The organism is Sphingomonas sp. (genome assembly GCF_042096255.1).
Lineage (GTDB): Bacteria > Pseudomonadota > Alphaproteobacteria > Sphingomonadales > Sphingomonadaceae > Sphingomonas.
In genome coordinates this window covers 41853-67820 of record NZ_JBELLZ010000004.1, presented here as the reverse complement: position 1 = coordinate 67820, position 25968 = coordinate 41853, and the positions used below count along the sequence as shown (strand labels likewise).

26 protein-coding genes are annotated in these 25968 nt (G+C 68.8%); 12 read left to right on the top strand and 14 right to left on the bottom strand.

Annotated elements, in window-relative coordinates:
• Positions 1-28: 28 nt before the first annotated feature.
• Positions 29-1126, bottom strand: a complete 1098-nt coding sequence (locus tag ACFDTH_RS01660; RefSeq protein ID WP_375285764.1) for an acyl-CoA dehydrogenase family protein — start codon at positions 1124-1126, stop codon at positions 29-31.
• 106 nt (positions 1127-1232) lie between these two features.
• Positions 1233-2021, bottom strand: coding sequence for an SDR family NAD(P)-dependent oxidoreductase (locus ACFDTH_RS01655; RefSeq protein WP_375285763.1), 789 nt, complete (start codon positions 2019-2021; stop codon positions 1233-1235).
• A gap of 143 nt (positions 2022-2164) precedes the next feature.
• On the opposite strand from ACFDTH_RS01655, the gene ACFDTH_RS01650 reads away from it, so the two are divergent.
• A complete protein-coding gene (locus ACFDTH_RS01650; RefSeq protein ID WP_375285762.1) occupies positions 2165-3496 on the top strand; it encodes an Nramp family divalent metal transporter in 1332 nt (443 codons plus the stop codon).
• 666 nt (positions 3497-4162) lie between these two features.
• Here the strand turns inward: ACFDTH_RS01650 and ACFDTH_RS01645 are convergent.
• The 6 genes from ACFDTH_RS01645 to rpiA all read right to left on the bottom strand — a co-directional run bounded on the left by ACFDTH_RS01645 (position 4163) and on the right by rpiA (position 10850).
• Positions 4163-4909, bottom strand: coding sequence for an HAD-IIB family hydrolase (locus ACFDTH_RS01645; RefSeq protein ID WP_375285761.1), 747 nt, complete (start codon positions 4907-4909; stop codon positions 4163-4165).
• On the bottom strand, positions 4906-5706 hold the full coding sequence (locus ACFDTH_RS01640) for a Cof-type HAD-IIB family hydrolase (protein WP_375285760.1): 801 nt from the start codon (positions 5704-5706) through the stop codon (positions 4906-4908). Before ACFDTH_RS01640 ends, ACFDTH_RS01645 begins: the two co-directional genes overlap by 4 nt.
• A 25-nt stretch (positions 5707-5731) precedes the next feature.
• Positions 5732-6709, bottom strand: a complete 978-nt coding sequence (gene gnd, locus ACFDTH_RS01635; protein ID WP_375285759.1) for a phosphogluconate dehydrogenase (NAD(+)-dependent, decarboxylating) — start codon at positions 6707-6709, stop codon at positions 5732-5734.
• Between the two features lie 90 nt (positions 6710-6799).
• Positions 6800-7912, bottom strand: a complete 1113-nt coding sequence (tal, locus tag ACFDTH_RS01630) for a transaldolase (RefSeq protein ID WP_375285758.1) — start codon at positions 7910-7912, stop codon at positions 6800-6802.
• Between the two features lie 120 nt (positions 7913-8032).
• Entirely contained in the window at positions 8033-10105 is a 2073-nt protein-coding gene (tkt, locus tag ACFDTH_RS01625) for a transketolase (RefSeq protein ID WP_375285757.1), read from the bottom strand.
• Positions 10106-10172: 67 nt separating this feature from the next.
• Positions 10173-10850, bottom strand: coding sequence for a ribose-5-phosphate isomerase RpiA (rpiA, locus tag ACFDTH_RS01620; RefSeq protein ID WP_375285756.1), 678 nt, complete (start codon positions 10848-10850; stop codon positions 10173-10175).
• A gap of 197 nt (positions 10851-11047) precedes the next feature.
• Here rpiA and ACFDTH_RS01615 point away from each other — a divergent pair, with 197 nt between their 5' ends.
• From ACFDTH_RS01615 to ACFDTH_RS01605, 3 genes are read left to right on the top strand one after another with little or no spacing between them, the layout of a single operon-like run.
• Positions 11048-11821 carry a polysaccharide deacetylase family protein gene (locus ACFDTH_RS01615; RefSeq protein ID WP_375285755.1) on the top strand — a complete coding sequence of 258 codons (774 nt, stop codon included), beginning with the start codon at positions 11048-11050 and terminating at the stop codon, positions 11819-11821.
• A 46-nt stretch (positions 11822-11867) separates the two neighbouring features.
• A complete protein-coding gene (locus ACFDTH_RS01610) occupies positions 11868-12194 on the top strand; it encodes a DUF485 domain-containing protein (RefSeq protein WP_375285754.1) in 327 nt (108 codons plus the stop codon).
• On the top strand, positions 12191-13894 hold the full coding sequence (locus ACFDTH_RS01605; RefSeq protein ID WP_375285753.1) for a cation acetate symporter: 1704 nt from the start codon (positions 12191-12193) through the stop codon (positions 13892-13894). The genes ACFDTH_RS01610 and ACFDTH_RS01605 overlap by 4 nt, the downstream gene beginning before the upstream one ends.
• Positions 13895-13916: 22 nt before the next feature.
• Here ACFDTH_RS01605 and ACFDTH_RS01600 read toward each other — a convergent pair whose 3' ends face one another.
• Positions 13917-14810 (bottom strand): crotonase/enoyl-CoA hydratase family protein, encoded by an 894-nt coding sequence (locus tag ACFDTH_RS01600; RefSeq protein WP_375285752.1) that lies wholly within the window; start codon positions 14808-14810, stop codon positions 13917-13919.
• A gap of 69 nt (positions 14811-14879) precedes the next feature.
• Here ACFDTH_RS01600 and ACFDTH_RS01595 point away from each other — a divergent pair, with 69 nt between their 5' ends.
• From ACFDTH_RS01595 to ACFDTH_RS01580, 4 genes are all read left to right on the top strand, one after another.
• A complete protein-coding gene (locus ACFDTH_RS01595) occupies positions 14880-15680 on the top strand; it encodes an enoyl-CoA hydratase/isomerase family protein (protein WP_375285751.1) in 801 nt (266 codons plus the stop codon).
• Complete coding sequence (locus tag ACFDTH_RS01590) at positions 15677-16435, top strand: SDR family NAD(P)-dependent oxidoreductase (RefSeq protein WP_375285750.1); 759 nt, start codon at positions 15677-15679, stop codon at positions 16433-16435. The genes ACFDTH_RS01595 and ACFDTH_RS01590 overlap by 4 nt, the downstream gene beginning before the upstream one ends.
• Before the next feature lie 125 nt (positions 16436-16560).
• Complete coding sequence (locus ACFDTH_RS01585) at positions 16561-16917, top strand: hypothetical protein (RefSeq protein ID WP_375285749.1); 357 nt, start codon at positions 16561-16563, stop codon at positions 16915-16917.
• A gap of 93 nt (positions 16918-17010) precedes the next feature.
• Complete coding sequence (locus tag ACFDTH_RS01580; protein ID WP_375285748.1) at positions 17011-17280, top strand: DUF3297 family protein; 270 nt, start codon at positions 17011-17013, stop codon at positions 17278-17280.
• A 372-nt stretch (positions 17281-17652) separates the two neighbouring features.
• Here ACFDTH_RS01580 and ACFDTH_RS01575 read toward each other — a convergent pair whose 3' ends face one another.
• Genes ACFDTH_RS01575 through ACFDTH_RS01560 form a run of 4 tightly spaced genes read right to left on the bottom strand, consistent with a single transcriptional unit; the run spans position 17653 to position 21493 of the window.
• The gene (locus tag ACFDTH_RS01575; RefSeq protein ID WP_375285747.1) at positions 17653-18282 is read right to left on the bottom strand and encodes a glutathione S-transferase family protein; all 630 of its coding nucleotides are present in this window, start codon (positions 18280-18282) and stop codon (positions 17653-17655) included.
• 22 nt (positions 18283-18304) lie between these two features.
• Positions 18305-18928, bottom strand: a complete 624-nt coding sequence (leuD, locus tag ACFDTH_RS01570) for a 3-isopropylmalate dehydratase small subunit (RefSeq protein ID WP_375285746.1) — start codon at positions 18926-18928, stop codon at positions 18305-18307.
• A complete protein-coding gene (locus ACFDTH_RS01565; RefSeq protein WP_375285745.1) occupies positions 18925-20334 on the bottom strand; it encodes a 3-isopropylmalate dehydratase large subunit in 1410 nt (469 codons plus the stop codon). Before ACFDTH_RS01565 ends, leuD begins: the two co-directional genes overlap by 4 nt.
• 1 nt (position 20335) lies before the next feature.
• Positions 20336-21493: a CaiB/BaiF CoA transferase family protein gene (locus ACFDTH_RS01560; protein WP_375285744.1), complete on the bottom strand. Its 1158-nt coding sequence runs from the start codon at positions 21491-21493 to the stop codon at positions 20336-20338.
• 118 nt (positions 21494-21611) lie between these two features.
• On the opposite strand from ACFDTH_RS01560, the gene ACFDTH_RS01555 reads away from it, so the two are divergent.
• From ACFDTH_RS01555 to ACFDTH_RS01540, 4 genes are read left to right on the top strand one after another with little or no spacing between them, the layout of a single operon-like run.
• A complete protein-coding gene (locus ACFDTH_RS01555) occupies positions 21612-22568 on the top strand; it encodes a hydroxymethylglutaryl-CoA lyase (protein WP_375285743.1) in 957 nt (318 codons plus the stop codon).
• Positions 22565-23245: an isochorismatase family protein gene (locus ACFDTH_RS01550; protein ID WP_375285742.1), complete on the top strand. Its 681-nt coding sequence runs from the start codon at positions 22565-22567 to the stop codon at positions 23243-23245. The genes ACFDTH_RS01555 and ACFDTH_RS01550 overlap by 4 nt, the downstream gene beginning before the upstream one ends.
• The gene (locus ACFDTH_RS01545) at positions 23245-24168 is read left to right on the top strand and encodes a polysaccharide deacetylase family protein (RefSeq protein ID WP_375285741.1); all 924 of its coding nucleotides are present in this window, start codon (positions 23245-23247) and stop codon (positions 24166-24168) included. Before ACFDTH_RS01550 ends, ACFDTH_RS01545 begins: the two co-directional genes overlap by 1 nt.
• Positions 24168-25091, top strand: coding sequence for a polysaccharide deacetylase family protein (locus ACFDTH_RS01540; RefSeq protein ID WP_375285740.1), 924 nt, complete (start codon positions 24168-24170; stop codon positions 25089-25091). The genes ACFDTH_RS01545 and ACFDTH_RS01540 overlap by 1 nt, the downstream gene beginning before the upstream one ends.
• A 52-nt stretch (positions 25092-25143) precedes the next feature.
• Here ACFDTH_RS01540 and ACFDTH_RS01535 read toward each other — a convergent pair whose 3' ends face one another.
• Positions 25144-25968: an alpha/beta fold hydrolase gene (locus ACFDTH_RS01535; RefSeq protein ID WP_375285739.1), complete on the bottom strand. Its 825-nt coding sequence runs from the start codon at positions 25966-25968 to the stop codon at positions 25144-25146.

Below are 25968 nucleotides of genomic sequence, written 5' to 3'. Positions count from 1 at the left end.
CTTCGCTCAGGGCGAACGGAGGTTGGCATCACGCCGCGTTCTTCCGCTCCAGCTGGCTGACCAGCCGCTCGCGCCACAGCGCCGGCGCGCCCGCCACCAGGCTGAGCTGGCGCGAGCGGCGGTAGTAGAGCTGCGGGTCCGCTTCCCAGGTGAAGCCGATGCCGCCATGCGTCTGGATGTTCTCCTTGGCGGCGAACCAGAACGCCTCGCTGGCCGCGACGCGCGCGGTGGCGGCGGCGAGGGGCAGTTCGGCGGCGGAGGTGTTGAGCGCCCAGGCGCCGTAATAGGCGTTGGAGCGCGCGACCTCGTTCTTCACGTAGATGTCGGCCAGCTTGTGCTTGATCGCCTGATAGCCGGCGATGGCGCGGCCGAAGGCGTGGCGCTCCAGCGCATAGGCCTTGGCCATCTCCAGGCATTTGTCCGCGCCGCCGATCTGTTCGAAGGCGAGCAGCACCGCGGCGCGATCGAGCACCGCCTGCATCGCGGTCATGCCGTCGTCGCTGCCGAGCCGCTCGGCGGGGGCCTCGGCAAAGGTGACGCGCGCGACCGAGCGGGTCGGGTCGAGCGTCTTGAGCACTTCGGCGGAGACGCCCTGCCCCTTCTCGACTAGGTAGAGGCCGTCGCGCGCGAGCACCACGTAGAGGTCGGCGACGTCGCCGTCGGTGACGGGCAGTTTCTCGCCCGAGAGCGTGCCGCCGGAGACCGAGGCGCGCACCGAGCGCGGCGTCACCGGGCCGGGCCCCTCGCTGGTGGCGAAGCCGCCGATCACCGTGCCCGCGGCGATGCGCGGCAGCCATTTCTCCTTCTGCTCCTCCGAGCCGTGGAGCATCAGCGCCTCGGCGACGAAATAGACGGTGGAGGCGAAGGGGATCGGCGCGCAGGCGCGGCCGAGCTCCTCGGCGAGCGCGCAGAGTTCGACATGGCCGAGGCCGAGCCCGCCATAGCTTTCGGGGATCGCCGCGCCGAGCCAGCCCTGTTCGGCGACGCCCTTCCACAGCGCCTCGTCATAGGCGCGCGCGTCATCGTCGAGCACGCCGCGGACTACCGGGGGCGGGCATTTGGCGTCGAGGAACTTGCGCGCCTCGTCCTTGAGCATCTTCTGGTCGTCGGAATAGTCGAAGTTCATGTCTCTCCCTCTCCCGCTTGCGGGAGAGGGGCGGGGAGAGGGCCTGTGCCCACCTCTCCGCATTGCCCTCTCCCCGACCCTCTCCCGCACGCGAGAGAGGGAGATCTTATCGCGGCGCCATCCGGATGCCGCCGTCCAGCCGGATGTCCTCGCCGTTGAGATAGGCGTTGCGGATCATCTCCAGCGCCAGCGCGGCATATTCCTCCGGCATGCCGAGCCGCTTCGGAAACGGCACCATCGCCGCCAGCGCCGCCTTGACCTGCGGCTTGGCGCGGCCGAGCAGGGGCGTGTCGAAGATGCCGGGCAGGATGGTGTTGCAGCGGATGCCCTCGCCCGAAAGATCGCGCGCCACCACCAGGGTCATGCCGACCACGCCCGCCTTGGCGCTGGCATAAGCGACCTGGCCGATCTGCCCCTCCTCCGCCGCGACGCTGGCGGTGTTGACGATCGCGCCGCGGTCGCCGTCCTCGGTCGGCTCCAGGGTCATCATCCCCGCCGCGGCATGGACGATGCAGCGGAACGAGCCGACCAGGTTTAGCTCGATGGTCTTCTGATAGTTGCCGATCGGATAGGGAACGATCGATCCGTCCTCCTTGGATCGCGCCACCGTCTTGTTCGGCCCGCCGAAGCCGCCGCCGGCGCAGTTCACCAGCACCCGCTCCTGCCCGTTGGCCGCGCGCGCCGCCGCGAAGCCGGCGATCACGCTGGCCTCGTCCATCACGTCGACCTCGCAATAGGTGGCACCGATCCGCGCTGCCGCCTCTGGGCCGATCTCGGCATTCTTGTCGAACAGCGCCACCTTGACGCCCGCGTTGCGCAGCGCGGTAGCAGTGGCGTGGCCCAGCCCCGAGGCGCCGCCCGTCACCACCGCGGCAATGTCCGCACCCAGCCTCATCCGCCTCTCCCCGCACCCGTCGTTCGCGGGCGCCTTGTGGGATAACTTTAGTTATGGCGCGGCGGCCGTCAAGCCTTGATCCCGAGGGAAAGAGTTGCGCCGCGAAGCGTCTCCCCGCACAGACAGATGCAAAGGGGACCCGAATGGCGCCGCCGCCGGCCAGCGACACGACCATGCCGAGCTTCCGATCCCTCGAAGGCAGCTTCGCCAGCGTGCCGGTGCCCGCGCGCGGCGCCGGCTTCTGGCGCAAGCTCGCCGCCTTCGCCGGGCCAGGCTACCTTGTCGCGGTCGGCTATATGGACCCGGGGAATTGGGCGACCGACATCGCCGGCGGCTCGGCGTTCGGCTACACCCTGCTATCGGTCATCCTGCTCTCGAACCTGATGGCGATCGTGCTCCAGGCGCTGTCGGCGCGGCTGGGGATCGGCGCGGGGCTCGATCTGGCGCAAGCGTGCCGCGCGCAGTATTCGCGGCCGGTCACCCTGGTGCTGTGGGTGTTGTGCGAGCTGGCGATCATCGCCTGCGACCTGGCCGAGGTGCTCGGCACCGCCATCGCGCTCAAACTGCTGTTCGGCCTGCCTTTGGTCTGGGGCGTGTGCGTGACCGCGGTGGACGTGTTCCTGATCCTCGCGCTCCAGCGCTACGGCTTCCGCCGGCTGGAGGCGTTCATCGTCGCGCTTCTGGTGGTAATCGCCACCTGCTTCGCGTTCGAATTGTTCTGGGCGGGGCCGGACTGGGGCGGGGTGGCGCGCGGGCTGGTGCCGACGCCGGAGATCCTCAGCAACCCGGCGATGCTCTATATCGCGATCGGCATCCTGGGTGCGACGGTGATGCCGCACAACCTGTACCTCCATTCCTCGATCGTCCAGACCCGCGCCTTCGCGCGCAACCCGGCGGACAAGCGCGAGGCGCTCAAGCTGGCGACGATCGATTCGACCGTGGCGCTGGGCCTCGCCTTCTTCATCAACGCCGCGATCCTGATCCTGGCGGCGGCGACCTTCCACGTCGCCGGGCGCACCGAGGTGGCGGAGATCGAAGAGGCGCACGCCCTGCTGGCGCCGATGCTGGGGGTGGGCGCGGCGAGCGCGGTGTTCGCGATCGCCCTGCTGGCGAGCGGGCAGAACTCCACGGTGACCGGCACGCTCGCCGGGCAGATCGTGATGGAGGGGTTCCTCGACCTCAGGCTGCCGCCCTGGCTGCGCCGGGTGATCACGCGCGGGCTGGCGATCGTGCCCGCGGTGGCGGTGGTGGCGAGCGCGGGCGACCGGGGCGCGACCGACCTCTTGGTGCTGAGCCAGGTCGTGCTGAGCCTCCAGCTGCCGTTCGCGGTGATCCCGCTGGTGGCGTTCACGGGGTCACGCAAGGTGATGGGGGAATTCGCGGCGCCGCGGTGGCTGGTGGTGCTGGCGTGGGGGATCGCGGCGGTGATCGTCGCGCTGAACCTGAAGCTGTTGTGGGAGGTGGCGACGGGGTGAGGAGCGACGGACACCCCAGCTCAGCGATTCTCCGTGCGGCGATCGGCTTGGCTGCGATCTCCGCGGTATGCGCCCATGCCAACGGCGAGCCTGCATTCCGGGTGATCGTTCAAGGATCAACCGAGGTCTGCACAGTCACAATAGAAGGCCGGACGATCGGACTGGACGATTTGCCTGCGATTGCCCGCCGGGAGGCGCGGCCTGGCAGGCGTGCTCACATCGAGGCCGACGTTGCCGACGCGCCTTATCGCTGCCTAGGTGGCGCAATCTACATCTTGCAGATGGCCGGCTTCAAAGACGTGGGCTTTGACGCAGAACCACCTAGGGCGGACTAGTTCATTCCTCCCCCGGAGGGGGAGGGGGACCAGCGAAGCTGGTGGAGGGGTGTCCCGCTCTTGAGAGGGCGACACCCCTCCGTCAGCGCTACGCGCTGCCACAGTTTCAGGTCGGTCAGGCTCCCAGCCTGACCTGAACAGCGCGGGGCGCTGTTCACCTGAAACTCCTTCCAGGGGAGGATTGGACCATTCCTCCCCGGACAGCGGGGAGGGGGACCGCCAGCCGCAGGCTGGGGGTGGAGGGGCGGTTCGGCTGGGCGGGGCGCCTGGGGCGGGCGCCCCTCCACCATGCTGCGCATGGTCCCCCTCCCCGTGAACGGGGAGGATCAGGTCACTTGCCGCAGGCGACCACGGTGGCGATCACGCTCAGCGTCTCCTGCGGGTCCCGCACCTTCACCGTGTCGAGGCCCAGCTCCTTTGCCGGATAATCGTTGCCGCCCGGGAAGATCGCGTCGCCGACGAACATCATCGCATCGAGCGGGATGCCGCTCGCGTCGCGCAGCTTCTTGAGGCCGTACGCCTTGTCGACGCCCTCGCGGGTGATGTCGATCGAGGTCGATCCGCCCATGTTGATGGCGAGGCCGGGCAGCCGCTGCTTCAGGTCCGCCTGGATCACCTTGCGCTTGGCGAAGTCGGGATCCCACTTCTCCTTGGCCTCCAAGGGCGCCTGCTGGCCCAAAGCGGAGAAGGTGATCTGCGAGCCGCGGTTCTCGATCCGTTCGCCCCAGGTCTGCTCGGGGACGAAGCCGGTCGCCTCCAGCGCCTCGTCAAAGGCCTTGAGAATCTTCGCCTTCTCCTCGTCGGAGAAGAGTTCCGCATAGACCGCCTGCCAGGACCCCGATTGGTGCGTGTAGAGCTTGGTGCCCGTGGTGGGCATCAGCCACAGCTTCGACAGGTCCGCGCGCGCGGGCAGGTTGCTCGCCACCTGCTTGTCGAACTGCGGCCAGTCGCCGCCCGAGATCACCGCGACATGCGCGACGCCGAGCAGGTCGGCGAGCGCCTCGCCCATGTCGGGCTGGATCGCCTGCTTGCTGAGCGCGAGGGTGCCGTCGAGATCGAAGGCGACGAGTTGCTTCACGTGTGTCTCCCCAGGATGAGCGTATCGATGGCATGCGCAACGCCCGCGGCGTCGTTGCTTTCCGTGGTCTCGCCGGCCTTCGCCTTCACCGCATCGGTGGCGTTGCCCATCGCGATGGCGCGGCCGGCGCGCTCGAACATCGCGATGTCATTGGCCTGGTCGCCGATCGCGATCGTGTCGGACAGGTCGGCGCCGATCGCCTGCGCCAGCGCGGCGATGCCGTCGCCCTTGTTGGCGGCCCTGGCGGTGACGTCGAGATAGTAGGTCTGAGACTGGACGATCGTCGCCTGCCCCTCGAACGCGCCCAGCGCCTTGTCGCGCAGGGCGGCCAGCACCTCGGGCTCGTCGCTGACGAAGGTGATCTTGTCGGCACGATCGAGGAGATGGTCGAAGCGCTCGCAGATCGCCGGCTCCTGGTTGGCGGATCGCCGCTCGCTGTCGGCGTGCTTCCCCTCGCCGCTGGTCGCGTGCCACTGATCGTCGGCGAAGACCCAGATGTCGACGGGCGCCGCCTGCCCCATCGCGACCACGCCACGCGCGACCGCCGCGGGCACGGTCGCGCGCGTGGCGATGCTGCCGTCGCGGCGGAAGACGAGCCCGCCGTTGAACGCGCCCATCGGCACGTCGAGGTCCAGCCGGTCGGCAATCCAGCGCATGCCGCTCATCGGCCGCGCGCTGATGATGGTGAAGCCGACGCCGGCATCGCGCAGGCGCTGGACCGCGGCGACGGTCTCGTCGGCAAGGTTCTTCTGCTTGTCGACAAGGGTGCCGTCGACGTCACAGACGACGAGCGTCATCAGCGCGCCTCCCCGGCAGAACGCTTCACTGCGGCATCTCGACATGCCCGCCGAAGCCGAAGCGCATCGCGGAGAGCATCTTGTCGCCGAACGTATGATCCACCCGGCTGCGGTAGCGCGCGAAGAGCGAGGCGGTGAGGACGTGGGCGGGAACCGCTTCCTCCATCGCCGCGTCGATCGTCCACTGGCCCTCACCCGAATCGGCGACATGGCCGGAGAATTGCTCCAGCTTCTGGTCCTTCGCCAGCGCCGAGGCCGACAGGTCGAGCAGCCAGGAGGAGATCACGCTGCCGCGCCGCCACACCTCGGCAATGTCGGTGAGGTTGAGGTCGAAGCGCTGGTCCTCGGGCAGCTTCTCCGATGACTTGCCCTTGAGGATGTCGAAGCCCTCGGCATAGGCCTGCATCAGCCCGTACTCGATCCCGTTATGGACCATCTTGACGAAATGGCCCGCGCCGGGAGGGCCGGCGTGGATATAGCCCTTTTCCGCGCGGGGATCGGCGCCATCCGCACGCTGGGTGCGCGGTATCGAGCCGAGGCCGGGCGCGAGGCATTCGAACACCGGATCGAGCCGATCGACCGTCTCCTTGTCGCCGCCGATCATCATGCAATAGCCGCGGTCGAGCCCCCAGACGCCGCCCGAGGTGCCGACGTCGACATAGTGGATACCCTTATCGGCGAGCAGCTGCGCGCGGCGGATATCGTCCTTGTAGAAGGTGTTGCCACCGTCGATCACGATCGACCCGGGCTTCGCCTCGCGGCAGATCTCCATGATCGTGTCCTCGGTCGGCGCGCCGGCGGGGAGCATCACCCACCAGATCTCCGGATCATCAAGCTTGGCGCGCATGTCGTCGATCGAGCTGGCGCCGATCGCGCCCTCGCCGGCGAGCGTGTCCACCGCCTCGGTGTTACGGTCGAACACCACCATCTCGTGCTGCCCACGCATCAGCCGGCGCGCGATGTTGCCGCCCATCCGGCCGAGGCCGATCATGCCTAGCTTCATAACTCTATGCTCCTCGCCCGTTCGTGCTGAGCGAAGTCGAAGCACATGCCCCGGCGCTTCGACTTCGCTCAGCGCGAACGGATGGTGGTGTCACGCGCCCGCCTGGGCCGGCTGCTTGGCGGCGATCGAGCCGATCAGGTCGTCGAACGACTTGACGAAGCTCGCCACGCCCTCGCTCGCCAGCGTCTCGGTGACGCCTGCGAGATTGAGGCCCAGTCGCTCGGCTTCCGCCAGCACGTGCCGGGCGCCGTCGATATCCTGGGTCAGCGTCTCGGCCGCGGTGCCATGGTCGCGGAACGCGTCCATCGTCGCGGGCGGCATGGTGTTCACCGTGTCGCGCCCGATCAAAGTGTCGACGTAGAGCGTGTCCGGATAGGCCTTGTCCTTGGTGCCGGTGGACGCCCACAACAGCCGCTGCGGCTGCGCGCCCTTGGCGGCGAGCGCTTGCCAGCGATCGGACTTCAGGAACTCCAGATACCATTGGTACGCCATCTTGGCGTTGGCGATCGCCACCTTGCCGCGAATCGCCTTGGCCTCGTCGGTGCCGAGCGCGTCGATCTTCTTGTCGACCGCCGAGTCGATCCGGCTGACGAAGAAACTGGCGACGCTGGCGATCTTGTCGATCGGCTGCCCTTCCGCGACGCGCTTCTCCAGCCCGTCGCAATAGGCCAGCGCCACCGCCTGATAGGCTTCCTGCGAGAACAGCAGGGTGACGTTGACGTTGATGCCGTTGGCGATGGTCGCGGCGATCGCGGGCACGCCCGCGGGGGTGCCGGGGATCTTGATCATCAGATTGGGCTTGTCGACCATCGCCCACAATTTCTGCGCCTCGGCGATGGTCGCATCGGTATCGTCGGAAATGTAGGGGCTCACCTCCAGGCTGACATAGCCGTCCTTGCCGTCCAGCCGGTCGTACACCGGCCGAAGCGTCTCGGCCGCGGCCTTGATGTCCTCCACCGCCAGCGCCTCGTAGCGGTCGATGGTCGCCGCGCCGGGATGCGCCTTGTCGAAGGCGGCGAGCGTCTCGTCATAGGCGGTGCCCTGCCCCATCGCCTTCTCGAAGATCGACGGGTTGGAGGTGACGCCGGTCAATCCGTCCTCGTCGACGAGTTTCTTGAGGCCGCCCGCCTCCAGGAACTTGCGGTCGACGAAATCCAGCCAGACCGCCTGGCCGAGCGATCCGAGGTCGTTGAGCTTGCCCATCTTACGTCTCCATCCCGAATGCACCCACCTCCGTTCGGCCTGAGCGAAATCGAAGGCCACGCGGGACGGGGCAGTGCTTCGACTTCGCTCAGCACGAACGGTTGGCTTTACTGCGCCGACTTAGGAACCCATCACCTCGCGCGCCACCTTCACCACATTGTCCGCGGTGAAACCGAACTTGTCCTGGAGCTTGGCCAGCGGGGCGGAGGCGCCGAAGGTGGACATGGTGATCGTCCGCCCCTCGTAACCGACATAGCGGTCCCAGCCGAGCTCGCCCGCCATCTCGATCGCGACGCGTGCCTTGACCGCGCGGGGCAGCACGCTCTCCTTATAGACCGCATCCTGCACCTCGTAGCGGTGCCACGACGGCAACGAGACGACGCGCGCCTTCACGCCCTCCGCCTTGAGCTGCTCGTACGCCTTCACCGCCAGCGCCACCTCGGAGCCGGTGGCGATCAGGATCACTTCCGGCGTGCCCTCACAGTCGGCGAGGACATAGCCGCCCTTGGCCAGCCCGGACGCGGGCGCGTATTTGCTGCGGTCGAGCGTCGGCAGTGCCTGGCGCGACAGCACCAGCGCCGCGGGCGTGCTCGCGTCCTGGAGCACCGCGCGCCACGCCTCGGCGACCTCGTTGGCGTCGCACGGGCGGATCGTGTCGAGCCCGGGGATTGCGCGCATGGTGGCGAGATGCTCGATCGGCTGGTGGGTCGGCCCATCCTCGCCGACGCCAATCGAATCGTGGGTGTAGACCCACACCGCGCCCAGCTCCATGATCGCCGACAGCCTGACCGGCGCGCGCATATAGTCAAGGAACACCAGGAAGGTGCTACCATAGCCGCGCAGGTGGCTGAGCGTCATGCCGTTGACCACCGCGCCCATGCCATGCTCGCGCACGCCGAAGTGGAAGTTGCGGCCGGCGTAATCCTCCGCGGAGAAGGACGGCTCGCCCTTGATGTCGGTCTTGGTGGAGGGCGCCAGGTCGGCCGAGCCGCCGATCAGCCACGGCACCCGCTTGACGATCGCGTTCAGGACCTTGCCGCCAGCGTCGCGGCTGGCGATGCCCTTCTCGTCCGCGTCGAAGACGGGGATGTCGGCGTCCCAGCCCTCGGGCAGGGTGTCGGACAGCATCGCCTTGAGCTCCTTGGCGAGCTCCGGCTCCGCTTCCGCATATTTAGCGTAGAGCGCCTGCCATTCCTCGCGCAGCGGGCGGCCGCGATCCGCCACCGCCGCCTCGAACGCCGCCTGCACGCCTTCGGGCACGTAGAAGTCCTTGGCCGGCCAGCCATAGGCTTCCTTGGTTTTGGCGATGTTGTCCGCGCCCAGCGGCTCGCCATGCGCCTTCTCGCTGCCCGCCTTGGGGCTGCCCCAGCCGATCACCGACCGGACGATGATCAAAGTCGGCCGGTCGTCGGTGGCGCGGAACTCCTTGAAGCCGCGCGCCAGCGCGGCGACGTCATTGGCATCGTCGATGTGGAGGACGTTCCAGCCGTAACCCTCGAAGCGCTTGCCGACATCCTCGTCGAAGGCGAGATCGGTGCCGCCCTCGATCGAGATGTGGTTCGAATCGTAGATCCAGCACAGATTGGAGAGCTTGAGGTGCCCCGCCAGGCTCGCCGCCTCGGCGGAGACGCCCTCCATCATGTCGCCGTCGCCACACAGCGAATAGACGTCATGGTCGAACAGGGTGAAACCGGGCTTGTTGTAGCGCGCCGCCAGCCAGCGCTCGGCGATCGCCATGCCAACCGAGTTGCCGCAGCCCTGGCCAAGCGGCCCGGTGGTGGTCTCGACGCCGGTGGTGTGGCGATATTCCGGGTGGCCGGGGGTCTTGGAGGAAAGCTGGCGGAACTGCTCGATATCCTCCAGGCTCACCGCGGGCTTGCCGGTCTTGTTGCCGTCGCGGTCGATCTCCTTGACGCCGGCGAGGTGCAGCAGCGCGTAGAGCAGCATCGAGGCATGGCCGACCGACAGCACGAACCGGTCGCGATTGGGCCAGTCGGGCGTGTCGGGATCGTAGCGGAGGAATTGGGTCCACAAGGTGTGCCCGACCGGCGCCAGCGCCATCGGCGTGCCGGGGTGGCCGGAGTTGGCCTTCTGCACCGCGTCCATCGACAGCGTGCGGATCGTGTCGATCGCCAGCCGCTCGGGGCTGCCGTCCTCGTGAACGCCGGACGGCGCAGTCGCAGTATCGGTCATCGGGGAACCTCGTGGAGTTTCGTTCGCCGAACGCACCCGCACGCGCAGGGTTGCCGGCTCCGCCTTCCTAGCGGCTCGATCGATCGCGTTCCAGTCGCGTAACGATCCCTTCGGCGGCAATGTAGGCGGTGTCGACCTCGTCGAGGAACAGCCCATGGCCAAGCGCGCCAGGGATGGCGGCGATCCGGGCAGCGAGCGCGTGCGGGTCGGACAGGTCGGCAAAGCGGCAGTCGGCGACGAGATTGCCGTTGTCGGTCTCATAGCCCGGCCGCACCGTCACCGCCGCGCCGAGCGCCTCCAGCCGCGCGAGGACGGACGCGCGGGCAAAGGGCAGCACCTCCACCGGCACCGGAGCCGCGCCGATCCGTTCCACCCGCTTGCTGCCGTCGGCGATCACCACGAAGCGCCGCGCCGCCGCCGCCACCGCCTTCTCGCGCAGCATCGCCCCGCCCGCGCCCTTGATCGCGCGGAGATCGCCGTCGATCTCGTCCGCGCCATCGATGGCGACGTCGAGCGTGGCGAAATCGGCGAAGTCGCGCACCACGATGCCACCCGCGAACGCCGCCGCCGCCGTGGCGTCACTGGTCGCCACCGCCTCGACCTTGAGGCCTTCCGCCACCCGCCGTGCCAGTGCCTCAATCGCGAACGCCGCGGTAGAGCCGGTGCCGAGCCCCACCCGCATGCCCTCGGCGATCTCCGCCACCGCGGCCTCGGCGGCGAGTCGCTTGTCGTTCTCGTGTGCCACGCTTCTATATAACGCAGGCGAAAGGTCATATGAACCGTGGCAAACGTTCCTCCCCTGCAAGGGGAGGTGGCAGGGCGTAGGCCTGACGGAAGGGTGATGCTCTATGGATGGAGGGAACACCCCTCCGTGGCTCGCGCCACCTCTCCTTGCAGGGGAGGAACCATCATCCACGCACGATCCGCCAGAAGGAGCCGAAGATGTTCCGCGCACTGTTAGTGGCCCTGGCGCTCGCCGCCGCTGCCTCCACCCCCGCCGCCGCCCGCTGGCCGAACGGTGCCCGCGCGGCGGTGGCGCTCACCTATGACGATGCGCTCGCCTCGCAGCTCGACAATGCCGCGCCCGCACTCGAACGGGCCGGATTGCGCGGCACCTTCTTCCTGAGCAGCGTGCGTCGCGAGCATGTCGCCCGCTGGCGAGCGCTCGCGAAGAAGGGGCATGAGCTCGCCAACCACTCGCTCTTCCATCCCTGCCCCGCTGCGAGCTATCCTGCCGATCCGCGCTACACCTCGGAAGCGTACAGCCCTGCGCAGATGGTCCGCGAGATCGCACAACAGGAGACGCTGCTGACTGCGCTGGACGGCCGCCGGGCGCATGGCTTCGCCAGCCCCTGCACGATCAACCAGGTGAACGGGCAAGATTATCTGGAGCCGCTCCGCACCGCCGGGATCGTCACTTATGGCCGCACCGCGGTGGCTGCCGAGCCGGTCGATGCCTCGCGGCTCGATCCCATGCGAATTCCTGCGCTCGAGACGCCGGAGAACCCAAGCGGCGCGCAGCTGATCGCCTTTGCCGAACGGGCGCGCGTCAATGGTGGTCTGGCGGTGTATGTCTTCCACGGCGTAGGCGGGGACTATCTGCAAACCGCCAATCCCGCGCACGAGGCCCTGCTCGTCTGGCTCAAGGCGCACCGGCGCGACATCTGGGTTGCGCCGCTCGGCGAGATTGTCGCCTGGACCAAGGCGCATCCCTGACCCCGCGCCGCGTTGCAAGTGCGACCGTCTTTGCCGATGAGGGGCCATGGCCGCACCCGACCCCGCTGAAAGCGCGCTGCTCGCCCGCATCGCTGTCGACCCCCGCTACGCCGCGCTGGTCCGTGATCGCCAGCACTTCTCCTGGTGGCTCACCGCGATCACCGTCGCGACCTATACCGCCTTCATCTCGCTGATCGCGTTCGACAAGCCGCTGATGGCGCGGCCGGTGGCGGGCGGCGCCACGAGCATCGCGGTGGTGCTGGGCATGGCGATGCTGGTCGGCACCGTCGCGATCTGCGCGCTCCACGTATGGCGCGCCAATCGCGAGTATGATGCGCGTCTCGCCGAGTTACTGGCGGGGACCAACGCGTGATCCCGCGGCTTGCGATCGGGGCGGGGCTGCTGGTGCTGCTCGGCTGGAGCAGCGGCGCGCAGGCGGCGATCGCCGGCGCGATCGCGCGCCAGCCGACCAACTGGACCGCGATTCTGATGTTCGCGGGCTTCGTCGCGGTCACCTTGTGGATCACCGGCACCGCGGCGCGGCGCACGCGCACCGTGTCGGACTTCTATACCGGCGGCGGCATCACCGGCTTCCAGAACGGCCTCGCGATGGCGGGCGACTATTGCTCCGCCGCCTCGTTCCTCGGCATCACCTCGCAGATCTTCAACGACGGCTATGACGGGCTGATCTATGCGATCGGCTTCCTGGTCGGCTGGCCGATCGTGCTGTTCCTCGTGGCGGAGAAACTGCGCAACCTGGGCCGCTTCACCTTCGCCGACGTCGCCTCCTACCGCTTCCTCCAGGGGCCGGTGCGCAGCTTCTCGGCGGTGAGCACCCTGCTGGTGGTCGCCTTCTACCTGATCGCGCAGATGGTCGGCGCGGGGCAGCTGATCCAGCTGCTGTTCGGCCTACCCTATCTCTACGCGATCACCGTCGTCGGCGGGCTGATGATGGTCTACGTCCTGTTCGGCGGGATGCGCGCGACCAGTTGGGTGCAGATCATCAAAGCGGTGCTGCTGCTGCTCGGCGCGACCTTCCTGGTACTGGGCGTGCTGGCGCATGTCGGCTTCTCGTTCGAGGCGCTGTTCGCGCGGGCAGTGGCGATCAAGACGCGCCTCGCGCTGGAGACCGGCCTGTCGCCGGAGGACGCCGCCGCCAGGGGCCGCGCGATCATGGGGCCGGGCGGGTTCATCAAGGATCCGATCTCGGCGCTATCGTTCGGCTTCGCGCTGATGCTGGGCACCGCCGGCCTGCCGCACATCCTGATGCGCTTCTTCACGGTGCCGGACGCGCGCGAGGCGCGCAAGTCGATCCTGTGGGCGACGGTGTGGATCGGCTATTTCTACGCGCTCACCTTCGTATTGGGCTTCGGCGCGATCGTGATGATCTCGTTCAACCCCGACTATGTCGACGCCGCAGGCGCCCTGCGCGGCGGCAACAACATGGCGGTGATGCACCTGGCGCATGCGATCGGCGGCAACCTGTTCCTCGGCTTCATTTCCGCGGTGGCGTTCGCGACGATCCTGGCGGTGGTGGCGGGCCTCACCCTGTCCGCCGCCTCGGCGATCAGCCACGACATCTATGCCAGCGTGATCCGCCGCGGCACCGCCGATCCGAAGAAGGAACTGCGCGTCTCCCGGATCACCACGATCGTGCTGGGGCTGACCGCGATCGTGCTGGGCATCGTGTTCGAGAAGCAGAACGTCGCCTTCATGGTCAGCCTTGCCTTCGCGCTGGCCGCCTCGGGCAATTTCCCGGTGCTGGTGATGTCCTTGCTGTGGAGCGGCTGCACCACCCGCGGCGCGGCCTGGGGCGGCGCCGTCGGACTGCTCAGCGCCTTTGGGCTGACCGTCCTATCGCCGGTGATCTGGGTGGCGGTGTTCGGGTTCGAGAAGGCGATCTTCCCGTATTCGTCGCCCGCGCTCTTCTCGGTGCCCTCGGGTTTCCTGGCGATTTGGCTGATCTCGCTTGCCGACCGCTCGCCGCGAGCCGCGATCGACCGGGCGGCGTACCCGGAGCAGCGGCTCCGCTCGGAAACAGGCGTGGGCGTGCACGGCGCGGCGGCGCACTGACGCCGCCGCCCGGCGCCGCGCGTCAGCTGTAGCGCTGCTCCTCCCACCACGGAAAGAAGTCCGGCATGTCCACCGACACCTTGTCGGGATAGGCGGGCGCGCGCTTCTCCAGGAACGAAGTGACCCCCTCCTTGGCGTCGCCCGAGCGGCCGCGCGACAGGATCGCGCGGCTGTCCACCTTGTGCGCGTCCATCGGGTGGCCGAAGCCGAGGCCGCGCCACAGCATCTGCCGGGTCAGCGCCACCGAGACCGGCGCGGTGTTATCGGCGATCTCGCGCGCCAGCGCCGTCGCGACCGCGAGCAACTGGTCGCCCGGCACCACCTGCTTCACCAGCCCGCCGGCCTGCGCCTCGGCGGCATCGAAGACCCGGCCCGAGAAGCACCATTCCAGCGCCTGGCTGATGCCGACGACGCGCGGCAGGAAGAAGGACGAGCACGCCTCGGGCACGATCCCGCGCCGCGCGAACACGAAGCCCATCCGCGCCGACTCGCTCGCCAGGCGAATGTCCATCGGCAGCGTCATGGTGGAGCCGACGCCCACCGCCGGGCCGTTGATCGCCGCGATCACCGGCTTCAGGCATTCGAAGATGCGCAGGGTCAGCCGCCCGCCGCCGTCGCGCGCTTCCTCCATCTCGTAGGACAGGCCGCCGCGGCCGCTGCCATGGTCCGGCCGATCCGCGCGCGTGTCATAGTCGAAGGTCTTGGCGCCGGCGGAAAGGTCCGCCCCCGCGCAGAACGCGCGGCCCGCGCCGGTGACGATCACGCAGCGCACCGAATCGTCGGCGTCGATCTGGTCGAACGCATCGATCATCTCGGCCATCATCGTGCCGGTGAAGGCGTTGAGCTTCTCCGGCCGGTTCATCGTGATCGTCGCGATGCCGGCCTCCACCGCATAGAGAATCTGTTCGTAAGCCATTGCGCGCCTCTCCCTTGCTTTCGCCCCCGTCTGCCGTAACAAAGGTTACGGAACAAGAGGGAGAGGAAGGTGGCCTATCAGGCGATCGCGGTCGAGCGCCGCGGCGAGGTCGACTGGCTGACGCTGAACCGGCCCGAGCGGCTCAACGCGCTCGACGACACGATGGTGGAGGAACTCAGCGGCTATTTCCGCGGCCTCGCCAAGGACCGCGACTGCCGCGTGGTGGTGATGAAGGGCGCCGGCCGCGCCTTCTGCGCCGGGCTCGACCTCCAGGAAAACGGGCGCGGCGCGGCCGACACGATCGACCGGCTCGCCCACCAGCGTTCGATCGCGGAGATCGTGATGGCGATGCGCTATTGCCCGCAGCCGATCATCGCCCTGGTCCATGGCCCCGCCTGCGGCGGCGGCTTCGCGATGGCGCTGGCGGCCGACATCCGCATCTGCGGCGAGAGCGCGCGGATGAACGCCGCCTTCATCCGCATCGGCCTCTCCGCCTGCGACATCGGCGTCAGCTATTTCCTGCCGCGGCTGGTCGGCGCCAGCGTCGCCGCCGAGTTCATGCTCACCGGAAACTTCATCACCGCCGACCGTGCCGAGCGGACCGGCCTCGCCAGCCGCGTCGTGCCCGACGAGGCGATGGAGGAGGCCGCCGCGCCGCTGGTGGAGGCGATGCTCACCACCGCGCCGCTCGGCCTGCGCCTCACCAAGGAATGCCTGCGGATGAGCCTCGACGCGCCCAGCCTGGAGGCGGCGGTGGCGATGGAGGACCGCAACCAGATCCTGTGCGCCACAAGCCCCGATTTCGGCGAGGGCATCCGCGCCTTCTTCGAGAAGCGCCGCCCCGATTATTCGCGAAAGGCACAGGCATGAACCGGGTCGCGCTCGTCTCCGGCGCGGGCCGCGGCATCGGGCGCGCCATCGCGCTGCGCCTCGCCCGCGACGGTGCCGACGTGGCGGTCAACTATCGCCGCGACGCTGAGTCGGCGGCTGATGTCGTCCGCGAGATCGAAGGCATGGGCCGCCGGGCGAAGGCCTATGCCGCCTCGGTCGACCGCTTCGAGGAGTGCGAAGCGATGGTGCAGGCGGTCGTCGCGGACTTCGGCGGCATCGGCATCCTGGTCAATAACGCCGGTATCGCCAGCCGCGGCCAGACCGTCGCGGACACCGATCCGGGCGAGTTCGAGCGGGTGATGCGCACCCACGCCTTCGCGCCGCACTATCTGTCGAAGCTGGTGCTCCCCTCGATGCGCGCGCAGGCGGCCGAGGGCGGGCGCGGCGACATCGTGATGATCTCCAGCGTCGCCACGCTCTACCATGCCGCGCACGGTGCGCCTTATTCGATGGGCAAGGCCGCCGCCGAGGCGCTGGCGCTGGTCTTATCCAAGGAGGAGCGCGCCAACGGCATCCGCGTCAACATCGTCGCGCCCGGCCTGACGGTCACCGACATGGGCGAGCGACTCGCCAGGGCGACCCGCGGCGTCGCCGACATCCACGATCTCGCCGCCTCCTCGCCCTTCGGCCGTGTCTCGACGCCCGAAGACGTCGCCGCCGCCGTCGCCTTCTTCGTCTCGGCCGACGCAGATTACGTCACCGGCCAGAAGATCAACCTTCACGGCGGCGGCTAAACCGCAAATGAACGGCGCATTCGCAGCGGGTTCAGGCGGCGAATATTACAGCGTTGAAACACGCTCACCGACTCATGCGTTCTTATCACCAGCGGACCGGGCGTATGTGTAGAGGAGGTTCGAGTATGACCAGCATGATCACCAAGGCGGGTCTGGGCGCTGCCCTCGCCGCCACCGTTCTCACCGTTGCCGCTCCGGCGGAAGCACAGCGCTGGCGCGGCCGTTACGATCGCGGCGATGTCGCGGGCGCGGCGATCGTCGGCGGCATCGTCGGCCTGGGCGTCGGCGCGGCGATCGCAGGCAACCGCGGCCCATATTACGGCGGCTATTACGGCCCTTACTACGGCCCGCGCCGCTTCTACGGCCCGCCAGTCGTCTATCGCCCGCGCGCGTACCGTCCGCGCGTGGTCTATCGTGGGCGGCCTTACTACCGGCCCTATGCCTATCGCCGCGGACCGGTGGTGCGCTACCGTCGCTGGTAATCCGGGCGACACCCTGATCGAACGGCGCGGGAGCCTGGCTCCCGCGCCGTTTTCGTTTGAACTCACCGCCAACCCGCCGCTAGGCACCCGCCCATGGATACGCCCCCCGACCATCTTTCGATCGATCCCGACAGCCCGCACTTCGACCAGGCGGTGCTGGAACGCGGGGTCGGCATCCGCTTCAAGGGCGTCGAGCGCCGCGATGTCGAGGAATACAGCATCTCCGAGGGCTGGATCCGCGTCGCGCTCGGCAAGAAGGTCGATCGCCGCGGCCGCCCGCTGACGATCAAGCTCACCGGCCCGGTGGAAGCCTGGTTCGAGCGTCCTGCCGCCGCCTCTGAAGAAGAGCCTTCCGAAGGCTAAATTCGTTCGGGGCGACAGGCTTCGAACCTGCGACCCCCACTCCCCCAGTGTGGTGCGCGAAATATGCTGACCAGCTTCAACGAGAGGATCGTCACTCATACTGAGTGACTTACCGTCCGCGTAGGTCTTGGTGCCACGGCACTCCCGCCGTTCGCGTCCGTGCACGAATCGGCGCCCGACATCGCCGGCCAGGGGATCGCCAATCAATGGGCCAGATCTGGTCCGCCTCGCCGATGCTCCACCCGACACGCACGCATGCGGTCAGGCAATCGTCGATGCCCTGCCATAAGGACGTGATTTGTTACTTCGACCTTCCTCCGAGCACGACCGGGATGACTGATCCAAGCCCGCGCGAACTCCGCACGGACGCCGTCACGCGGAGGCGCTGGATCGTCCATTCATCGCAGCCCGCCATTCGGCGAGATTCGCCAGCCCGTCGCTCACTGTCAGCCGCGCTCTCTCGGCAAAGTCGATGGCGACGAGCGCGGCGATATCCGCAAATGAGAAGAAACTACCCGCGATCCACCTAGTATCTCGCAGGCGCCGGTCGAGTTCTCGCGTAAAGCTTTCGAAGACGATGGCCGCGCGGTCCACCAGTGCGGGAATTTGCGGCACCGCATCACTCATTCCCGGCAGGGCGCGATCGGTGAAAGCGGGGGCGCGGTTGCGCAGCGCATCGACCGCCGGGCGATAGCCATGCTCCTCTATTCGGCGGCAACATTGCTCGATCACCGCGATCTCGGCCGGCGTGCGGCCGAACAGCGGCGGCTCGGGTGCGATCGCATCGAGGTAGCGGCAGATCGCTGACGATTCGGTGAGCACGAGATCGTCCACCACCAGCACCGGCACGGTGCCGAGCGGGTTGATGCGACGGAAGGCCTCGGCCAGATGTTCGCCGGTGCGCAGGTCCACCGTGCGCCGCTCGATCTGGAGGCTCTTTTCGGCGAGCACCATGCGCACCCGCCGCGGACTGGGGGCATGCGCCGCATCGTACAGGATCACGCCAAGTCTCCCCGCGACTGCCTCACAGATAAGCCCAGCCTCTAAGCGCACGATCACGCTCGCGGAAGTCTGCGATCTGGTCCCGCGCGCGCAGCGTCAGGTCGATCGCGTCGAGCCCTTCGAGCAGCATCTCCCGACTCTCGCGCTCAAGCCCGAACTTCCAGGTGCCGGCCGCGCTCGACACCTGCTCCTGCTCCAGATCGACCGTCACCTGCCGGTCGCCCGCGCCCTCTTCGAGATAGCGGCCGAGCGCGGTCACCGCCGCGCCGTCCAGCTCGACCGGAACGATGCCGTTGCGGATGCAATTGCCCCGGAAGATCGGGTTGAAGCTCGGCGCGACGATCGCGCGGAAGCCATATTCGGCCAGTGCCCAGGCGGCGTGCTCGCGGCTCGATCCGCAGCCGAAGTTGGCGCCCGACACCAGGATGCGGCCCTCAGCGAAACCCGGCCAGTTGAGCACGAACGCGGGGTCGGGATCGCGCCCGCCGACCTCGGTGTAGCGCCAGCCCGCGAACAGCCCGTCGGCAAGGCCGCGCTTGGACACCGACTTCATCTCGCGCGAGGGGATGATCGCGTCCGTATCGACATTGTCGCGCAGCAGCGGCACGCCGATCGCGGTCAGCCGGCGGAACGGTTCGCCGCTCATGCCGCCAGTTCCCGCGGATCGGTGATCCGCCCGGCGATCGCGGAGGCGGCGACCGTCTCGGGCGAGGCGAGGTGCGACCGGGTCTCGGGCCCCTGCCGACTCTCGAAATTGCGGTTGGTGGAGGTGATCACCCGCTGGCGGTGGCCGAAGCTCTCGCCGCCCGCGAAGAAGCACATCGAGCAGCCCGCCTCGCGCCATTCGAAACCGGCGTCGCGGAAGATGCGGTCGAGTCCCTCCGCTTCGGCCTGCGCCTTCACCCGCGTCGATCCGGGAACGCAGATCGCCTTCACCCCTGGCGCGACATGGCGGCCTTTCAGGATCGCCGCCGCGCGGCGCAGGTCCGACAGCCGCGCGTTGGTGCACGAGCCGATGAAGGCCGCGTCGATCAGCAGGCCGGCCAGCGCCTGTCCCTCGCCCACCGCCATGTAATCGAGCGCGCGGTCATGCGCGCCCTGCGTGCCGCGGCCGGCATCGGCATCGAACGGCGGAACCGTCGCGCCAAGCGGCGCCGCCTGCTGCGGGCTGGTGCCCCAGGACACCATCGGCGCCACCTCCGCCGCGTCGAAATGGTGTTCCCGGTCGAACGTCGCCCCGGCATCGCTGTGCAGCGTCCGCCAGAAGGCGACCGCGGCCTCCCACCTCGCGCCCTTCGGCGCATAGGGACGGCCTTCGAGATAGGCGATGGTCTTGTCGTCGGGCGCGATCACCGCGGAGAAAGCAGCCATCTCGGTCGCCATGTTGCACAGGGTCAGCCGGCCCTCGATGTCGAGCGCCTCGACCGCCGTGCCGGCGAACTCCAGGTGATGCCCGCTCGCGCCCGCCGAGCCGAGCCGGGCGATCAGGTGCAGCGCGAGGTCCTTGGCGGTGACGCCCGCGCCGAGCGTGCCATGGATGCGGATGCGCATCGTGCGCGGCCGCCGCACCCGCAGGGTGGAGGTGGCCAGCGCATGCTCCGCCTCGGTCGAGCCGATGCCCCAGGCGAGCGCTCCCAGCGCCCCTTGCGTGCAGGTGTGGCTGTCCGGGCAGACCAGGCTCAGGCCGGGAAGCACGATGCCCTGTTCGGGGGAGACGACGTGGACGATGCCCTGGCGCGGATCGCCGATGTCGAACAGGGTCAGCCCCGCCCCCTGCGCCGCCGCGCGCGTCGCGGTGATGAACTGCGTGCCGGTGGGCATGATCGTCGCGTCGCCGCGGCCCGGCAAAGTGTCGACGATATGGTCCATGGTGACGAAGACATGACCCGGCGCCATCACCGGCCGCCCCGCCTCGCGCAGGCTTTCCAGCGCGACGCTGCCGGTCCGCTCGTGCAGCAGGATGCGATCGATCAGCAGCAGCCCGGTGCCGTCGCCGAGATCGGCGACGCGGTGCAGGTCCCAGAGCTTCTCGAAGAGCGTACGCGCGAGCATGTCAGGCGGCGTCGGCGGGCACCGGACGGCCGATCTCCGCCAGCACCGCCGCCGTGTCCGCGCCGATCGCGGGCAGGTCGCGGATCAGCCCGGCCCGTTCCCCATCGATCTCCACCGGCAGTGCCGGCAGGCGGGTGGTGCGGCCGTCGGGCAGCGTCAGCTCGACCAGCCCGCCCGCGTTGAGCTGCGGATCGTCGAACAGGTCCTCCGGCCGGGTGATCGGCGCAAAGGGCAGGCCGATCGTTTCCAGCCGCGCGACCAGCTCGTCGCGCGCCATCTCCGCGAACAGCGCGCGCACCTGCGGCAGGATCGCCTCGCGCGCCAGCACGCGCTGGTTGTTCTTCGCCAACATAGGGTCGTCGCCCAGCGCGTCGAGCCCGAAGGCCCGGCAGAAGGCGACCCATTGCGCATCGCTGACCACGCCGACGAACAGTTGCTCGCCCTCGTTCGCGGTCTCGAACACGTCGTAGATCGCCCAGGCGGAGATGCGCACCGGCATCGGCCGCGCCGCCTGCCCGGTCACCGCCGCCTGCGCCATGTGCTGGCCGACCAGGAAGGCGGTGGTCTCGAACAGCGAGCAGCGCACCTCGCCGCCCTCGCCGGTGCGGTGGCGGCGCTCCACCGCCGCGAGGATGCCGATCACGCCAAACATGCCGCCGGTGATGTCGATCACCGAGGAGCCCGCACGCAAGGGCCGCCCAGGCGGTCCGGTCATATAGGCGAGCCCGCCCATCATCTGCGTCACCTCGTCCAGCGCGGTGCGCTGTTCGTACGGGCCGGTCAGGAACCCCTTGGCCGAGCAATAGATCAGCCGCGGATTCTCCGCCCGGAGCGCCTCATAGGAGAGGCCCAGCTTCGCGAGCGTGCCGGGGCGGAAGTTCTCGATCAGGATGTCCGCGGTGGCGAGCAGCGCGCGCGCCGCCTCCAGCCCGTCGGCGCTCTTGAGGTCCAGGCAGATGCTGCGCTTGTTGCGGTTGAACATCGGGAAATAGCCCGCGCCCGAGCCGAGCAATTCGCGCGTCTGGTCCCCGCCCACCGGCTCGACCTTGATGACTTCCGCGCCCAGATCGGCCAGGATCACGCCCACGGCGGGCCCCATCACCATGTGGGTGAATTCCACGACCTTGAGGCCGGCTAACGGCAGGGTATCTGGCGACATTCGCTCCCCGATGCTGCATGTCTCGCCTTGAACGGCGTTGCGCATTTGATATAGACATAATACAAATAACGCAACGGCCGCGGTCGGTCGGCACTTGGGCGAGACGGGGAGCACCGCCATGCAGGGCATCGACATTCTGGTCAGCGAGGTCGGGCCGCGCGACGGGTTGCAGAGCATCGACCCGGTGATGCCGCTGGCGGCGAAGAAGGCCTGGATCGCCGCCGAGGCCGCCGCCGGGGTGCGCGAGATCGAGGTGGGCAGCTTCGTCCCTGCCAAGCTGCTGCCGCAACTCGCCGACACCGCGGAGGTGGTCGCCTTTGCCCGCACCATCCCCAGCCTGACCGTCGCGGTGCTGGTGCCCAACGCGCGCGGCGCCGCCGCCGCGATCGCCGCGGGCGCGCACAAGCTGACGCTGCCGCTGTCGGTCTCCGAGACGCATTCGCTGCGCAACCTGCGCCGCACCCACGAACAGGTGCTGGCCGAGGCGAAGGAGATCGCCGCCATGATCGCCGCGCTGCCCGCGAGCGAGCGCCCGCATTTCGAGGGGAGCCTGTCCACCGCCTTCGGCTGCACGCTGGAGGGGGCGATCCCCGATGCGCAGATCGCGCGGCTCGCCGAAGGGCTGATGGCGGCGGGCTGCGACGAGGTCGGCATCTCCGATACCACCGGCTATGCCGATCCCGCCGCGGTGAAGCGGCTGATCGCGCTGGTGCGCGGCGCAGTCGGCGAGGCGGCGGTGACCGGCATCCACCTCCACAACACCCGGGGGCTGGGCCTCGCCAATGCGCTGGCCGCGCTGGACTGCGGGCTGACGACGCTGGATGCATCGCTGGGTGGTCTCGGCGGCTGCCCATTCGCGCCGGGCGCGTCGGGCAATATCGTGACCGAGGACCTCGTCTTCATGCTGGAGGCGATGGGGCTGCGCACCGGCATCGACCTGGAGCGGCTCAACGCCGTACGCGCCATCCTCGCCGAGGCGCTGCCCGGCGAACCGCTCTACGGCTTCACGCCAGATGCCGGACTGCCGCTGGGCTTCCGGCAGGCCGGCGCCGCCCGAACCCTGGAGGTAGCATGACGATCGTGGGCACCCGGATGGTGCGCGAGGACAAAACCGCGCGCCAACTGTTCGAAGAGGTGATGGCCAATCCGGCCCGCAAGAAGTTCGGGTTCGGCGAGAAACTGGCGATCGTCAACATCGACCTCCAGAACGCCTACACGCGCATCGACGAGTTCAAGACCGCCTACGAGACCGATCCGCGGCAGATCGAATACGTCAACACCCTCTCCCGCCTCGCCCGCGCCAAGAACATGCCGGTGGTGTGGACGCATGTCGCCTACGCCGACGATGCCTCGGACGCGGGCGTCTGGGGCACGCGCACCAACACCGAGGACAGCCTCCAGAACATCAAGCACGGCTCGCGCCGCGCCGCGCTGGACGACCGGTGCGAGGTGCTGCCCGGCGACGCCGTCTACACCAAGCGCATGCCCTCCCCCTTCTTCGAGACGCCGCTGCAAAGCCTGCTGGTCTGGCACAAGGTGGACACGGTGGTGCTGACCGGCGGCTCCACCTCCGGCTGCATCCGCGCCGCGGCGGTGGACAGCCTGAGCCGCGGCTATCGCACCATCGTGCCGATCGAATGCTGCGCGGACAAGCACGAGAGCTACCATTATGCCAATCTCACCGACCTCCAGCTGAAATATGCCGATGTCGAGCCAGTGCAGGCGGTGATCGACTGGCTGGAGGCGCGCTGATGCACGAAGGTGCCGCGGATCCCGGCCTGTACGACTTCCGCCCCAATCGCGACCGCGCGAAGATCGAATGGCCCGAGGGCAAGACGGTTGCGGTCTGGGTATCTCCCAATATCGAGTTCTACGAGCTCGATCCCCCCGCCAACCCGCACCGCAAGAGCTGGGCGCGGCCCCACCCCGACGTCGTCGGCTATTCCCATCGCGACTATGGCAACCGCGTCGGCCACCAGCGGCTGGTGGACGCGATGGAGCGGCACGGCTTCAAGGGATCGGTGTCGCTGTCGGTGGCGATGTGCCAGCATCACCCCGAGATCGTCGATCAGGTCAACGCGCTCGGCTGGGAGTTCTTCAGCCACGGCGTCTACAACACCCGCTACAGCTACGGCATGGACGAGGCGCAGGAGCGCGCGCTGATCGAGGATGCGATCGCCACGGTGCGCACCGCGACCGGGCAGACGATCAAGGGCTGGCTCGCCCCCGCGCTCACCCACACGCCGCGCACGCTGGACCTGATCGCCGAATACGGCCTCACCTACACCTGCGACCTGTATCATGATGACCAGCCCGGCCCGGTGCACGTGAAGTCCGGCCGGCTCATCTCCATGCCGTACAGTCTGGAGGTGAACGACCATTACGGCTTCCTGGTCTATAACATGAGCCCGCGCGAATATGCGCAGACGCTGATCCGCCAGTTCGAGCGGCTGGCGGCGGAGGGCGCGGCCTCGGGCACGGTGATGTGCATCCCGCTTCACGCCTATCTGATCGGCCAGCCGCACCGGATCGCCGCCTTTGAAGAGGCTTTGCGGCACATCGCCGCGGACGGGCGCGCGTGGATCACCCGCTCGGGCGACATCGCCGACCATTTCCTCGCCAACGGCTATGATGCCGCGACCGCGGACGCCGCCCGTTACCTGGAGGCGCGCTGATGCCGCTCGATCCCGCCTATCTCGCCTATGCCAAGCGCCGGCACGGCATGGACCATGACCTCTATCCCTGGTCCGACATGCGCGCGCGCGCGCCGCTCGCCTGGCCCGAGGGCAAGACGGTGGCGGTGTGGATCACCGTCGACCTCGAATGGTTCCCGATCACGCCCGCGGACCAGCCGTTCCGCGCGCCCGGCCACATGCAGACCAGCTACCCGGACTTCCGCCATTATACCGCGCGCGAATATGGCACGCGCGTCGGCCTGTACCGGCTGCTCGATGCCTTCGCGAAGGTCGACGCGCGTGTCTCGGTGGCGGCAAACGGCGCGATCGCCGAACGCTATCCGTCGATCATCCGCGACGTGGTCGCCGCGGGCCACGAGATCATCGCGCATTCCACCGACATGAACGGCACGATCGCCGGCGGCATGCCCGAGGCCGACGAGCGCGCGCTGATCGCCGGCGCGCTCGACGCGCTGGAGGAGGTGGCCGGCACGCGCCCGCGTGGCTGGCTGTCGATCGCCCGCTCGCAGAGCTTCGCAACGCCGCGGCTGCTCGCCGAGGCGGGGCTGGACTACATGTGCGACTGGGTGAACGACGAACTGCCTTACCGCTTCCACACCACGGCGGGCGACCTCGTCAACCTGCCGCTGAGCCATGAGTTGTCCGACCGGCAGATCCTGGTCGCGCAGCAGCATGGTGTCGACAGCTATGTCGAGCAGATGCTCGACGCGCATGACCTGCTCGCGCGCGAGGCGGAGACCTGGGGCGGGCGCATGCTGGCGCTCAACGTCACGCCATACATCCTCGGCCTGCCCTATCGCATCGGCGCGTTCGAGCGGCTGCTGGCGGAGCTGGCGGCGCGGCCGGGCACCTGGTTCGCCCGCGGCGACGCGATCGTCGATGCGGCGAAGGGGGCGATCTAGCCCATAGTTCGTCACCAACGGTTGGGTGCTCCCGCCTTCGCGGGAGCACACCCTAACGCAGAAACCGCAGGATCGCCGCCGCCTTGTCCCCCGGCGAGCGGCCAACCTCCTCCACGCTGGCATCCGGCGCCACGCCCGCCAGCGCCTCCACCGCCGCGCGCAGGTCCGGCAGCTCGCCCTCGGCACGCCAGACCCGCGTCGGCGCGCGCACCTCGGCCAGCCGCTCCGCCACCGGGTGGCGGAAGGCCGCGCGATAGGCCTTATGGTAGGAGGTCAGCGCCTTGAGCACGTCGAGCGTCGCGGCATGGAGCGCGGCGGCATCGGGCATCGCGCGGGTCATCAGCCGGTGCGCCGGATCGCGCAGGAAGTGCGGGAAATGCACCACCTGATCGCGGATATAGTTGAACGCCCAGGCATAATGCCCGCCATGGTCGTCGGGCACCTTGCGGGGCGCGTAATGCTCCAGGAACAAGGCACGGGTTTCGGGCGGATAGTCGATCAGCCCGTCCAGGATCAGCCGACCGACACGATCCGGGTGGCGCGCCGCCGTCTCCACGGCGATCCGCGCGCCGGTGTGCGTGCCGTAGAGGTCGACCCGGTCGAGGCCGAGCGCGTCGAGCAGCGCGATCAGTGCGTCGGCGTACCAGTCCATCTCCGGATCGGCGGGCGCGAGATCGTCCGAATCGCCGTTGCCCGGCGTGTCCGGCGCCACCAGCGGCAGCCCGGCGGCGGCGAGTTCGCCCAGCAGCGGCAGCAGCGCGCGCGACGATCCGGGCGAGGCATGGACCAGCACCAGCGGCCGCCCTTCCCCCGCCGCGCGGCGGAGGTGGATCTCGCCACCAGCCGCGCGCACGAAGGCGCGGTCGACGCCCGGCAC